The sequence below is a fragment of the Streptomyces xylophagus genome, assembly GCF_000716435.1.
In the GTDB taxonomy this organism is placed as follows: Bacteria; Actinomycetota; Actinomycetes; order Streptomycetales; family Streptomycetaceae; genus Streptomyces; species Streptomyces xylophagus.
The window spans coordinates 96,642-110,656 of sequence record NZ_JNWO01000013.1; the positions used below are offsets into that span (position 1 = coordinate 96,642).

At 72.1% G+C, this 14,015-nt stretch carries 8 protein-coding genes; 6 read left to right on the forward strand and 2 right to left on the reverse strand.

What is annotated here, in order from left to right; all coding sequences use genetic code 11:
- Positions 1-45 precede the first annotated feature (45 nt).
- Complete coding sequence (locus OO70_RS27805; RefSeq protein ID WP_043676960.1) at positions 46-1,173, reverse strand: serine hydrolase domain-containing protein; 1,128 nt, start codon at positions 1,171-1,173, stop codon at positions 46-48.
- A gap of 170 nt (positions 1,174-1,343) precedes the next feature.
- Between OO70_RS27805 and OO70_RS27810 the strand changes: the two genes are divergently transcribed.
- From OO70_RS27810 to OO70_RS27835, 6 genes are all read left to right on the forward strand, one after another.
- The gene (locus tag OO70_RS27810) at positions 1,344-3,761 is read left to right on the forward strand and encodes a serine/threonine-protein kinase (RefSeq protein ID WP_043676962.1); all 2,418 of its coding nucleotides are present in this window, start codon (positions 1,344-1,346) and stop codon (positions 3,759-3,761) included.
- Positions 3,762-3,925: 164 nt separating this feature from the next.
- On the forward strand, positions 3,926-7,237 hold the full coding sequence (locus OO70_RS27815; protein ID WP_043677242.1) for a protein kinase domain-containing protein: 3,312 nt from the start codon (positions 3,926-3,928) through the stop codon (positions 7,235-7,237).
- Positions 7,238-7,394: 157 nt separating this feature from the next.
- On the forward strand, positions 7,395-9,077 hold the full coding sequence (locus OO70_RS27820; RefSeq protein ID WP_043676965.1) for a serine/threonine-protein kinase: 1,683 nt from the start codon (positions 7,395-7,397) through the stop codon (positions 9,075-9,077).
- 162 nt (positions 9,078-9,239) lie between these two features.
- Positions 9,240-10,955: a serine/threonine-protein kinase gene (locus tag OO70_RS27825; RefSeq protein WP_043676968.1), complete on the forward strand. Its 1,716-nt coding sequence runs from the start codon at positions 9,240-9,242 to the stop codon at positions 10,953-10,955.
- Between the two features lie 92 nt (positions 10,956-11,047).
- Positions 11,048-12,694: a serine/threonine-protein kinase gene (locus tag OO70_RS27830; RefSeq protein WP_043676970.1), complete on the forward strand. Its 1,647-nt coding sequence runs from the start codon at positions 11,048-11,050 to the stop codon at positions 12,692-12,694.
- Positions 12,691-13,020, forward strand: coding sequence for a hypothetical protein (locus OO70_RS27835; RefSeq protein ID WP_043676973.1), 330 nt, complete (start codon positions 12,691-12,693; stop codon positions 13,018-13,020). The genes OO70_RS27830 and OO70_RS27835 overlap by 4 nt, the downstream gene beginning before the upstream one ends.
- Here the strand turns inward: OO70_RS27835 and OO70_RS27840 are convergent.
- Positions 13,017-13,925, reverse strand: a complete 909-nt coding sequence (locus OO70_RS27840) for an AraC family transcriptional regulator (protein ID WP_043676976.1) — start codon at positions 13,923-13,925, stop codon at positions 13,017-13,019. The genes OO70_RS27835 and OO70_RS27840 overlap by 4 nt on opposite strands.
- Positions 13,926-14,015: the final 90 nt, after the last annotated feature.

Genomic DNA, 14,015 nt, shown 5'->3' on the forward strand with positions numbered 1-14,015 from the left:
GAACGAGTGTCGTGAGCTGGGATCTTTGTGCGGAACCCGGCCGTTCTACGAGGTGCGGGGGCAGAACTCGGCGGCGAGCAGGGCCGGTTCGAGGTCGGGGTCTGCGATCGCGGTCGTGTTCACACGGAAGGTGAGGACATGACGGCCGTCGACGGTGGCTGCGGTGCGCACGTAGCTGCCCGAGATACGGCCGTTGTGCCCCCACACCGTGATGCCGCACGGGAGTTTCACCGGGAACAGCCCCATGCCGTACGAGCCGTGTGCGGTGCGGGTGTTGAGCATCTCGCGCAGCCAGTGCGGGGGCAGGAGTTCGCCGCCGAGCAGGGCCGAGTAGAAGCGGTCCAGATCGGCGAGCGTGGTCACCAGCTCGCCCGCGGCGCCGGCCACCCGCGGGTCGAGGTCGGTGACGTCGGAGCCGTCGGTGGCGTAGGCGCGGCCGTGCGGCGGGGGAAGAGTGGTGCGGGAGCCCGGGAAGGAGGTGCCCGTCAGACGCAGCGGAGCGATGATGCGGCGCTCGGCCTCGGTGGCGTACGAGTGGCCGGTGACCTGCCGGATGACAAGGCCGAGCAGCACGTAGTTGGTGTTCGAGTAGGAGAAGCGGCCGCGATCGGCCGGAGGGTGGGTGAGGGCGATACGGACGGCCTGAAGGGGAGAGACGGGGACCGTGCCCCCGGTGACCGCGGTGAAGTCGTACAGGCCGCTGGTGTGGGTGAGCAGGGAACGGAGGGTCAGCGCGCGCCCGTCGTTGCCCGCTCCGCGCACCAGGCCCGGCAGGTGTTGCTCGACTGTGTCGGACAGGGACAGCCGGTGTTCGGCGGCCAGTTGGAGGACCACCGTCGCGATGAAGGTCTTCGTGATGCTGCCGGCGCGGAAGTGGTCGGCGGGGCTGATGCCTGTTCCGGCCTGTGCGTAGTCCGTCCTGCCGGATGCGTAGTCCGTCTCGGCCCGCGTGTAGTCCGTCCCGGTCGGCGCGTGGTCCGTTCCGGTCGGTGTGCTGCCGGAGTCCGTCCCGTCGTGGGCCAGTAGCGCCGCGGCGGGGGCTCTGCCCCGGATGACCAGCAGTCGGACCAGGGCATTTGTGGCCGGCGTCGGGCCTGCATGCGAGGCGGCGGTGGACAGGCAGAGGAGGGCCAGGGACACCGGAATGGCCAGCAGTGTCCGAGGTGTGGGCATCGTGATCCTCCGTTCTCGCGGGTCATCCTGCCGGACTTGGCTGTGTGACCTGCGGCGGATATGCGAGGGGAGGTGACTTCGGTGCGCGGGGAGAGGCCCCCTGGGCGTTGGGCACTTGTTCGGTGGGGGACAATGGAGGCTCTGTCAGGGCGGGTTGCATGAGGGGACGCATGTCGGAGGCGGAGCGGGCGGGGACATCCCGTCAGGACACTCGTCGGGACAAGAACGAGCGTCTTCTCGCCGGGCGGTACCGGTTGGGAGAAGTGCTCGGCCGCGGAGGCATGGGCACGGTGTGGCGTGCCGAGGACGAAACCCTGGGCCGGACGGTGGCCGTCAAGGAGTTGCGGTTCCCGTCCAGCATCGACGAGGACGAGAAACGCCGGCTGATCACGCGGACGTTGCGCGAGGCCAAGGCCATCGCGCGGATCCGCAACACCAGCGCGGTGACGGTCTACGACGTGGTCGACGAGGACGACCGGCCGTGGATCGTCATGGAGTTGGTCGAGGGCAAGTCGCTCGCCGAGGCCATCCGGGAAGACGGCCTGCTCGAACCGCGCCGTGCGGCGGAGGTCGGGCTCGCGATACTCGACGTCCTGCGGTCCGCGCACCGCGAGGGCATCCTGCACCGCGACGTGAAGCCGTCGAACGTGCTGATCGCCGAGGACGGCCGGGTCGTGCTCACCGACTTCGGCATCGCACAGGTCGAGGGCGACCCGTCGATCACCTCCACCGGCATGCTCGTCGGCGCGCCCTCGTACATCTCCCCGGAGCGGGCCCGCGGGCACAAGCCCGGTCCGGCGGCCGACCTGTGGTCGCTGGGCGGCCTGTTGTACGCGGCGGTCGAGGGCGCACCGCCGTACGACAAGGGTTCCGCGATCGCCACGCTCACCGCGGTGATGACCGAGCCGCTGGAGGAGCCGAAGAACGCCGGGCCGTTGCGGGACGTCATCTACGGCCTGCTGAACAAGGACCCGGCTCAGCGCCTCGACGACGCGGGTGCCCGGGCGATGCTCAACGCGGTGATCCACGCGCCCGAGCCCAAGGCGGTCGAGTCCGAGCCGCCGGCTGACGCCACCCGGGTGGTGCCGTTGCCCGCGCAGCCGGGGCCTGCGGAGCCCGGCGGCAAGAAGAGCGGTGGCGGGAGCGGGAGTTCGGGTCCTTCGGCGGGGGCCGAGCGGTTGCGCGGGGCGTTGCGGTCCATGCGGAAGGCCGCGGGGGGCTCGGCGGGGGCCGGGGCGGCCACTTCGGCGGCTGCGGGTTCAGGTGCCGCTGCGGGTTCGGTCAAGAGTCCCGGTTCGGATTCTGGCGCGGCTTCAACTCCCGTTGCCGGTATGCCTGGTGGTTCGGGTGCGGGTGCCGGCGCGGCTGCCGCCGGGACCGGTACGGCCGGCGTGGCCGGTGCGTCGGGCAAGAGTGGCTCCGGTACTTCGGGGGCCGGTGGCTCCGGTGGTGCGAAGGGCGCGGAGGCTGCCGGTGCTGGTTCCGGGACCGCTGCCGCCGGGCCTCGGACGCCTGCGGTGCCTTCGGCCCGGTCGGGAGGTGCTTCCGGTTCGGCGACGCGTTCCGGGACGTCGGCCGGTGCGGGAGCCGTCGCCGGTTCGGGAGCGAAGGCCGGTGCGTCGGACCCGGGTACACGTGACCTGGGTGCGCAGGCGTCGGGTGCGCGGGAGTCGAGTCTGCGGGACTCCGGCATCAAGGACACGACCACGCACGAGGTGGGTGCGCGGGGGGCCAACTCGGCTTCCGGTGGGCGGAGTTCCGGATGGCCCGTGATGACGCCGCCGGATCTGCCGCCGCGGCACGTGCCGAGGGCGCCGATCACCGACGTGGTGCCGAAGCGGACGCTGGTGATCATCGCGGTCGTCATCGTGCTCGCGGTGCTCGGTGTCGTGCTGGCGTTCACGCTCGGTGACGGTGACGACAGCGGCTCGAAGGGGTCGAAGCACAACAGCGGTGCCAAGACGGGCAGTAGCGCCAGCGCGAGCGCGAGTGAGAGCGCCGACACCACCAAGAAGGACAGCGGCGACAGCGAGAGCACGGGCGGCGCGCAGGCCGACTCCTCGGTGACGGCACCGGCCGCGGGAAATACGGCGAGTTCGGGTACGAGCGCGACCGGCGGGACCAGCGGCGGGGCGATCGGTACCTCGGGCGGCGCCGCGGTGGTGAAGACGTACAAGGGGAGCCAGGGGTTCTCCATAGGCCTGCCCGCCGGGTGGTCGTACCAGTCGACCGACTCGGCGGGGGTCCGGTTCACCGGGCCGGACGGGCAGAAGCTGCTGATCGCCTGGACCAGTACGCCGAAGGGCGATCCGGTGGCGGACTGGAAGAACCAGGAGCAGTACATGACGCGCTCCGGGTACACGCGGATCCGAATAGAGGAGGTGGACTACCGGAGCTGGAACACAGCCGACTGGGAGTTCACCTATGAGGACGGTGGGACGAAGTACCGCACGATCGACCGCGGGTTCGTCGTCAACGGTCATCTCGGATATGCGCTCATGTACACCGCGAAAGCCGCCAATTGGGGTACTGAACTGCGTAAGGACACCTGGACGACGCTGACGAAGACGTTCGAACCGAAGTCGTGAGGCGGGTGGGTCCGGGTTTGGCGCGCCAGATACGTCAACCCCTCTTTGCGGGTTGCCTCCGGCACGTATCGTGAGTGGTTGCGGACCGTACGCATCCAGGTATGTATGCGGAACGGGGCGCAAGGCGAACGGAATTGACCAACCGGGCGGCCGGGGGAGGCAACGTGGACGACTATGCGGGTCGGGTGCTCGCCGACCGCTACCGCCTGCCGCTGCCGCCTTCTGACGAGTACGAACTCACCGAGACCCGCGCCTTCGACACGTACAGCGGGCAGGAAGTCCTGGTACGCCAGGTGCCGTTGCCCGAGGTCGTCGAGGCGGAGGTGCTCGGCGAGGACGGGCTGCCCGACGGGTTCACCGCGCGCGACCGCGGGGCGCGACGGCCGGCCGCGGCGCGGACCGCCACCCGGCGGCCGAGCGATCCGGCGGTACGGCGTGCGGTCGAGGCCGCGCAGGCCGCGGCGCGGATCCCCGACCATCCCCGGCTGGACCAGGTCTTCGACGTGTTCGCCGAGGGCGGTTCGCTGTGGATAGTCAGCGAACTGGTGTCCGCCCAGACCCTCGCCACGCTGCTCGTCGAGAAGCCGTTGTCGCCGTACCGGGCGGCCGAGGTCGCCGCCGATGTCCTGATGGCGCTGCGGGTGCTGCACGCGCACGGCTGGGTGCACCGCAACATCACCGCGCGCACGGTGCTCGTCTGCGACGACGGCCGGGTGATGCTGACCGGGCTCGCGGTGGGCGCGGCGGAGGAGGCACTGTGCGGCTACGACCCGGTGCCGGTCCAGGACGGCGAGGACGGGGGTCCGCCGCGCGGACAGCACGGCGGCGGGGCTGCGGTCCCCGCGGTTTCCGCGGCACGGGCCGGCTCTGTGACTCACGGCGGCTCTACGGCTCCTGCGGTCCCCGGTGACTCCCGGACCGGTGGCGGTGCGATCGGCTTCGGCGGCGCGGGCGGCGGACCCGGCGCCGGTGCTGCCGCCGCTGCCGTAAGCCCCGTCGAAGCGGACCCCGAGGCCGCTCGGCGGGCCGCGATCGAGGCGCGGGCCGCCCGAGGGCTGCCCGGAGTCGGTGCGGAGGGCGGTGGCGGGGGCGGTTCCTCCGCCGCGCTGGCCCGCAGGGAAGCGGACGGCGTCGGTGACATCCGGGCCGCGCGGGCCGGGGCGATCGCCGCGTACCGCGCTGGCGCGCGAGCCGCTGCCCGGGTGCAGGAGGCCCAGCAGACGGGGCGCCCCGCGCTGCCCGGCGCCCGGCCCGCCCCGGCCGGCGAGCACGGCACCTCTTCGCAGCCGGGCGGCGCGGCCCCACTGCCGTACTCCGCCGGCAACGGTGTGGAGCACCCGTCCGGCACAACGCCCCCGGGCCAGATAGCCGACCCCTACGGCGTCCGCAACACCGCCTGGCACGGCGCCGCACCACGCCCCGGCACCGGCGGCACGGCCCCGGCAGCACAGGGCGACCGCGCGTTCCCCCCACCGACGGGCGGCCCCGGCACACCGTCCCCGGGCGGAACAGGCACGTTCCCCGGCCCGGACGCCTCGGGCCCGCTCGGCGGGGACACTTCCGGGCACCGTGCGGGTGCGGGTGCGGGTGCGGGTGCTCCGGCTCAGGGTGGGGATGCCTCGGGTTATCGCGCGGGCGCCCCGGGCTACGGCGGGGATGCGTCGGCCTACGCAGGGGACGACCAGGCTCACGGCGGGGACACTTCGGGTTACCGCACGGGTGCTCCGACCCACGGCGCGGAGGCCTCGGGCTATCGCGCGGGTACCTCGGCCTATGTCGGAGACGACGGCGCGGGCCCCTCGGGATACCGTGCGGATGTCCCGGCCCCGTTCGGCGGGGACACTTCGGGTCACCGTACGGGTGCCCCGGTCCAGGGTGGAGACACCTCGGGCTACCGCGCGGGCGACTCGACTTATGGCAGGGATGCCTCGGCCTACGCCCGAGACAACGCCCCCAACCGCGGTACGGACGCCTCGGGTTACCGCGCAGGCGCCCCAGCCCACGGCACGAACACCCCGCCCCACGGCGCCGACCCCACCCGCTACAGCGCACTCACCGCTGCCGGTCAGCCCGGCGTGGCCGCGCCCGGTAACCCTCGCCTCCCCGGCCTCGACGGTCCCGTCCCGCCCGCCCCCGGTGCCGGTAACTCCCCCCAACCTCCCTCCCGCTGGGACGAGTTGGCCGCAGCCGGAGCTCCCGCTCGTCGTGGGCCCGCCACCGCGTTGGCGGCTGAGCGGGCTCGGCAGGTGCGGATGACGGTCGTGGGGCCGGTGACCGAGCGGTGGGCGCCGGAGCAGGCCGTGCCGGTGCATGAGAACTGGCAGTTGGCCGCGCCGATCGGGCCGGCCACCGACCTGTGGGCGCTCGGGGCGCTGCTCTTCAGGGCCGTGCAGGGGCATGCGCCCTATCCGGAGGAGTCGACCGCCGAGCTGGTGCAGCTCGTGTGTGCGGAGCCGCCCGCGTTCGCGGAGGAGTGCGGGCCGCTGCGGCCGGTCGTGGAGTCGTTGCTGCGGCAGGATCCGACCGAGCGGCTCGACTTCGAGGAACTGCGGGGCTGGCTGCGGTCGTTGGTGCGCTCGGCGCCCGAGCCCGAGGCCGGTACCCATGTCGTCGCCACCCCGCCGACCGACCCGAGGCGGCTGCCGATCGTGCGGCGGCGCGGCGAGTTGGTGCGCAGGCGGCGGGCCGGGCTGCCCGCGACCAGTCCGCACGGGCGGCACAAGCGGGCCAAGGAGGAGGTCGTAGGGTCGCCTCGGCGACTGGGCCGGACCCTGCTCATTCTCATCTTCCTTCTGCTGGCCGGCGCGGTCGCGTACGCCATGCTCTTTTTGCCCAAGTCCGGGGAGAACTCCGGCGCCGGGCAGGGGGACAAGACCGGGACCGCGGGGGACGCGAGTCCCGCGCCCTCCCAGTCGTCGGCCGAGGCCAGCAGTCAGCCGCAGCCCGACCAGACCTCACCGGCGGCGAGTAACAGCCCGTCCACGTCCGCGAGTTCGAGCCCGACGCAGACCGACCCGAATGTCGCCGCCGGCTTCGTGCTGCGCAAGGACTCCGTCGGGTTCCAGGTCGCCGTCGCCAAGGGGTGGACCCGTACGCCGAAGAACGGGAGCGGCCAAGTCGTCTACTCCCACGGCGACTTCGAGCTGATCGTCGTGGCCGGACGGGACAGCGCCACGAAGTACGGCAGTGATCCGATGGTGTACCAGCGGGACAGCGAGAGCGAGTTGCAGCCGTACCGCAACTCCAGTTGGGCCACGGCCACCGGGCTGCGGACCATCACGGTCGGCGGAAAGACCATGGCCGAGGGGCAGTTCACCTGGACGGACAGCCAGGGCGGCGACCTGTTCGTACGCAACATGGCGTTCCTCATCGACGGCAGGTACCACATCGTGCAGGTACGCGGCCCGGAGGCCCAACGGGACGAGGTGACACGGCTGTACGAGCAGGCGTCGTCGACCTATCAGTACACCGGGTGACCCGCGGAAGCGGCGCGCCGAGGCCCGGTGGTTCCCGTTCGGGCGCAGAAGCGACAACCGTCACAGTGCGGTCTCCGTGGTACCCCGCTGGTTCCCTGGACAAGGGCCTGTCCTTACGCTGAGCCTGTCAAGAGCATTGCGGGGAAACGTGAATCAGATGCAGGGCCTGCTCCTCGCGGGGCGCTATCGGCTGGCCGAGTCGATCGGCAGCGGTGGCATGGGCCGGGTGTGGCGTGCGCACGACGAGGTACTGCACCGGGCCGTCGCCATCAAGGAGTTGACGGCCGCGCTCTATGTGTCCGAGAGCGACCAGCCGCGGCTGCTGGCGCGCACCCGCGCCGAGGCGCGCGCCGCCGCGCGGATCAACCACGCCGCCGTCGTCACCGTGCACGACGTACTCGAGCACGACGGCCGCCCCTGGATCGTCATGGAGCTGGTCGAGGGCAACTCCCTTGCCGACGAGGTCAAGGAGCAGGGCCGGATCGAGCCGGCCGAGGCCGCGCGCATCGGCCTGTGGGTGCTGCGCGCCCTGCGTGCCGCGCATGCCGCGGGTGTCCTGCACCGTGACGTGAAGCCCGGCAATGTGCTGCTCGGGCAGGACGGGCGGGTGCTGCTCACCGACTTCGGCATCGCGCAGATCGAGGGCGACTCGACCATCACGCGCACGGGAGAGGTCGTAGGCTCCGTCGACTACCTCGCCCCCGAGCGCGTCCGCGGCGCCGACCCCGGACCGTCCTCCGACCTGTGGGCGCTGGGCGCCACGCTCTTCACGGCGGTCGAGGGCCGTTCGCCGTTCCGCCGCACCTCGCCGTTGTCCACCATGCAGGCCGTCGTCGAGGAGGAGGCCGGCGAGCCGCGGTACGCCGGTGCGCTCGCGCCCGTCATCGCCGCGCTGCTGAACAAGGACCCCGCGCTACGGCCCGACGCCGACCAGGCCGAGCAGATGCTCGCGGAGGCGGCCGAGGGGCGGCGGCCGCGGGCGGCGGAGGAGTGGCTGCCGACGCAGCAAGTGGGCTCGCGCCAGGCGGGGTTCGCGCAGGACTTCAGTTCGGGTTCGGGTGCGACGCCGTACCAGTCGGCGACCGGGGGCGCGACGCCGTACCCGCCGGTGACCGGGCCGACCCACCACACGCCTGTCGTCCCCCTCACGTCCCACGCGCCCGCTCCGACGAAGCGCCGCCGGGTCCGCTCGGTCGTCCTGGTCGTTGTCCTCGCCGCACTCGTCGGCGGAGGTGCCGCGGTCGCGCTGCAGCACTTCGGCACGGACCGCGCCGGCGACTCCGCCTCGGCCCCGTCGACTCCGAGCGCCGGTACGAGTGCCAGTGCCAGTGCCACGCCGAGCGACGGGAGTGGTTCGGGGGCGGTTCCCGACGGTTGGGAGCGGCGCGCGGACCCGGTGGGCTTCAGCATCTCCCTGCCCAAGGGGTGGAAGCGGTCCGTCTCCATCGACCAGGACGGCCTCCAGCAGGTCGACTTCACGCCCGACAAGGGCAAGCACCTCGTGCGGGTCGCGGTCGACACCGCGCCGGACTTCAGCACCTCGTACGCGCACATGGAGGACTTGGACCAGCGGGTCTCGGCGCGGCTGGTGGACTACAAGCGGCTGAGCCTCAAGGAGGAGCTCTTCCGCGACCAGCCGGGCGTCCGCTGGGAGTACACCTGGAACGCGCTGGCCAAGGACGCGCCGCACTACTTCCCCGGGCCCTACCGCGCGATCGACGTCGGGTACATGGACAACGAGGGCACCGAGTACGCCATCTACTCGGCCTCGCCGGCCGCTGACTGGGCCACTACCAGCAAGCAGTACGACGTGATCCTGCGGAGTTTCCAGGAGGGGTGACCGGCGCGGCCTCGTGCTCCCTTCGAGGACCGCCACCTGGGCGTCGATGTGTTTCCCGTGAGGGAACCCGTCATGGCTGAAAACGATCACCCCTGAAGGTCGGCGTACTTGGCTGGTCGCCGCTCCGGTAAGGGGTCCGTCCGGTGGGGCATCATGGGGCGTATGGGGACTCCGGGAGACAACTTCCGTGTCGTAGCGGGCCGTTACCGCCTGGAGGCCAGGCTCGGGCGCGGTGGCATGGGCATCGTGTGGCGGGCGACCGACCAGTTGCTGGGGCGGCAGGTCGCCGTCAAGGAGATCGCCCAGGACGACTCCCTCTCCGAGGAGGAGGCCCGGCGCCAGCGCGACCGTACGCTGCGCGAGGCGCGGGCGGTCGCGCAGCTCAGGCATCCGCACATCATCGTCGTGCACGATGTGGTCGAGCAGGACGAACAGCCGTACATCGTCATGGAGTTGCTCGACGGCGGCTCGCTCGCCGACCGGATCTCCACGCGCGGTCCCGTCGACGCCGCCGAGGCCGCGCGGATCGGGGTCGCCCTGCTCGGCGCGCTGCGTACGGCGCATGCGGCGGGCGTCCTGCACCGGGACATCAAACCGGCCAACGTGCTGCTGGGGACGGCCTCCGACGAGGCCGACTCCGAGCGGGTCGTCCTGACCGACTTCGGTATCGCGCAGGTCGTGGGCGCCACGACGCTCACCGAGAGCGGCGCGTTCGTGGGCTCGCCGGAGTACACCGCGCCGGAGCGGATGTCGGGCCTGGGGACCGGTCCCGCGTCCGACCTGTGGTCGCTGGGCGCGCTGCTGTGCACGATCCTCAGCGGTGAATCGCCGTTCCGGCGCGACTCGTTGGGCGGCATCCTGCACGCGGTCGTCTTCGACGAGATCCGCCCGCCCGACGAGGCCAGGCCGCTGCTTCCCGTCGTACGGGGGCTGCTCGAACGCGATCCGGAACGGCGGCTGGAGGCGGCCGAGGCGGAGCGGATGCTGCGGGCTTTCCTGGACACCGGGCGCACGCCGGCAAGGGCATCGGCGTCGACATCGGCGTCGGGGCGTACGCCGAAGCTGACGTCCCGCCGTACGGCCAAGCCGGCGCCTGGGTACACGCCGACCCAACGGGACGTTCCCCGGGGGCAGTCGGTGCCCTCGCCCTCGACCCCCGTGCCGTCGCCTACGCCCGCTGCCACGGCGGAGCAGCCCCCTCGGCGTTCGACGCGCGGTGTGCTCGTGGCCGCGTTGCTGGTCGCGGCGATGGCGGGGGCGGGGGTGTCGGCGGCGGCGCTGTTGTTGCGGGGGGACGGGGACGGCGGTGTCGCGAAGGGTGCCTCGCCGGTGAGTTCGGCGCCGTTGACGTCCACGAGTGCCGGTACGTCACCCTCGCCGTCCCGCACACCGTCCGCCACACCTTCGGCGACGGCCAGGACGCCCAACACCCCCACCGCGCCCTCCGGTTACCGCCTCGCCCACGACCCCGACGGCTTCTCGCTCGCCGTACCGGAGGACTTCGTGCGCGTGCCGCAGGGCGAGCGCATCTTCTACATGTCGCCGGGGGAGACCTTCCGCCTCGGCATCAAGATGTCCGACCCCGAAACGGGCGGCCCGCTCGCGGTGATGAAGAGCGCGGCGGCCAAGGGTGCGGACACGAACCCCGGTTACCACGACGGCAAGGTCACCGACACCACGCACTACGGACACCCCGCCGCGCTCTGGGAGTTCAGCTGGAACGGCTTCAGCACGGCGGAGGGGCCCCGGCACACGTACGACATGTGCTGGGAGGAGGGCGGCCGGATGTACGACGTGTGGGTGTCGGCGCCGGTCGGGAAGGTGCGGGAGGCGAAGGAGTACTTCGATGTCGCGCTGGACACGTTCGCACGGGCATGAACACGACATATAGGGCATCTCGCGTCACGGCTCTGTGACCGGAAAGGTCCAGAGCTGGATGCGGTGGCGTCCGGCGCGATATGGATGGACGTATGAGCAGCAACGGGGGAGCCGGACGCGGGGCCGACGAGCCCACGAGTTTCGCTCTGCAGCCGCCGAACCCGCGGATGGCCGTGCCCACGCCGGTGCCGCACCCGAACAACCCGTACGCGACTCCCGCCCCGGCTCCCGACCCGTCGCCGGAACCCGGCACCGGACGCCTGATAGCCGGTCGTTACCGGCTCCTCGGCAAGCTGGGCCACGGCGGCATGGGCACGGTGTGGCGCGCCAAGGACGAGACGGTGGACCGCGAGGTCGCCGTGAAGGAACCCCGCGTCCCGGACAACCTTCCCGAACGCGAACGAGAGAACGCCTTCGAGCGAATGCGTCGCGAGGCACGGGCGGCGGCCCGGCTCGACCACCCGGCTGTCGTGAACGTGCACGATGTGGCCGTCGTCGACGGTCAGCCGTGGATCGTGATGGAGCTGGTGACCGGCCGCTCGCTGGGCGACGCGTTGCAGGAGGGCACCCTCGACGCGCGCGACGCGGCCCGTATCGGCCTCCAGGTGCTCGGCGCCCTCGAGGCCGCGCACGCGGCGGGCGTCCTGCACCGTGACGTCAAGCCGGACAACGTCCTGCTCGGCCGCCACGACCGGGTCGTCCTGACCGACTTCGGCATCGCCCACATAGAGGGCGAGACGAATCTGACCGACACCGGCGGTTTCGTCGGTTCGCCCGAATACATCGCTCCGGAACGGGTGTTGGGCCAGCGCCCCGGCCCCGCCTCCGACCTGTGGTCCCTCGGCGTGGTCCTGTACGCGGCCACGGAGGGCGTCTCCCCGTTCCGCCGCAGCAACACCCCCGCCACCCTCCAGTCGGTCCTCAACGCCGCGCCCGCACCGCCGACTTCGGCGCCGGGCCCGCTCGCCGACCTCATCACCGGCCTGCTGGCCAAGGACCCGGCGAGCCGCCCGAACGCGGCCCAGGTGCGTGCCGTACTGGAATCGGTGGCCAACCCGCCGACGCCGGTGCAGACCCAGGAGGTGCGGTACGTCGAACGCCCCGCAGGCGGGCGCCGGTTGGGCCGCAAGGTGTGGTTCGGGCTCGGTGGCGTGTTCGTCGCGGCGGCGGTGGCGGCGTACCTGGTGATCGGGAACCCGTTCGCCGGGCAGCCGACGCTCCCGCACGACTGGGAGAAGCACTACGAGGCCGATGTGGCCGCGACGCTCGCCGTCCCGGCCGCGTACAAGCGATCCACCCCCGACCGTAAGTCGGACAAGGGGCACTGGGTCACGTACACCGACCCGAGCGGCAGCCTCTGGATCTTCCTCAGCCTCGACAAGAAGTCCGAGGACGCCAACGGCTACATCAAGGACTCGGCGGCGGCCGAGATGTACCAGGACAACGGCGACCTGGTGGACAACGGCAGCATCGACCTCGACATCGGGGAGGCCACGAAGACCGTGCCGGAGCCGACCGGCACGTACCAGGGCAGGCCGTCCGCCGAGAACACGATCACGGCCCCGTCCTACGACAGCCAGGACCCCCTTCCCCGCGAGCTGAAGCTCCTCTACTACAGGACCTCCGCCGGGGACATGTACAAGCTCATGATCAGCTACCCGGGCAAGGGCGACTTCACGGCCCGCGGCCGCGAGGTGGCGAAGGCGGCGATCGCCAACCTGGACGTCGACACGCTGTGAGCCGCGGTACGGCCGCCGACCTCGCGGCCCTGAGCGTGCGGGTGCTCGGCGACCGCGGTCTGCCGGGCGACGTGATCGACGTGTACGCCGCCTGCCGTCACTACTCGGTGATCGAGCTGGAGCAACTCGCGGCCGACGGCGGGGACTTCGACCTCTTCGGGCTGCGGGACCGGCTGGAGGGTGTGGTCTGGGTGAGCGACGAGGAGTTCGCGGCGCACGGACTCTGCACGCGGGAGATCGCGGAACTGCGGCAGTGGGCCCTGGAGTGGGAGTCCGACCTCGGGCTGCGGCTCGCGGAGGAGTACGACGAGCCCGACGGCGACTAGGCAGGGGTGTCTTCCCGCACGGTCCCCCGATACCTCCCCGGCGTCACCCCGAACTCCCGGCTGAACGCGTGCGACAGCGCGTACGGACTGCCGTACCCCGCCTCCCGGGCCACCGTCGCCAGCGGGGCGTCCGTGTCCCGCAGCCGGGTCGCCGCCAACGTCAGCCGCCACCACGTCAGATACGCCATCGGCGCCCGCCCCACCAGCGCGGTGAACCGGCGGGCCAGCGTCGCCCGGGACACGCCCGCCGCCGCGGCCAGCCGGTCGTTGGTCCAGGGCGCGGCCGGGTCGGAGTGCAGGGCCCGTAGCGCGGCGGTGGTCACGGGGTCGTTCAGCACCGACGGCCAACTGCCGGTCTCCGCCTCGGACATCCACGCCCGCACCATGTAGATCAGCAACAGGTCGAGCAGGCTCGGCAGCGCGAGGCAGGCTCCCGGCCGCCGTTCGTCCAGCTCGTTCGCCAACAGGTCCACGGCCGACCGGAGTTCGGGGTGGTGACCGACCCGGTTCGGCAGATGGACCACCTCCGGCAGCTCCGCCATCAGCGGATGCGTCCGGCTCCGGTCGAGCCGGTACTTCCCGCACAGCAACTCGACCGCACGCCCGCCCCCGCCCCCGGCCGGCCGGCGCATCTCCTCGAACGGCACCGCCCGCGCGATGTCTCCGGGCGAGTCCGCCAGCACGTGTCCCGCTCCGTGCGGCAGCAGTACGACGTCCCCCGCGCCCAGCGTCACCGGCTCACCGTCCCCGTCGGGCATCAACCAGCAGCTGCCCCCGAGCACGACATGGAACCCCGCGCCCTCGTACGGCGCCAGCCGCGTGCACCAACTTCCGCCCACCAGCAGCCGGTTGGAGGAGGGCCGCCCGGTCCGTACGGCGGAGATCGCGTCGCTCACCACGTCCATGCGGCCACGCTACGCCAGCGGGGCACCGGTGAGGTGTATGCGTATCCGACCGAGTCATTCACGCATTGAGACACTCACCACGGGCTCCCT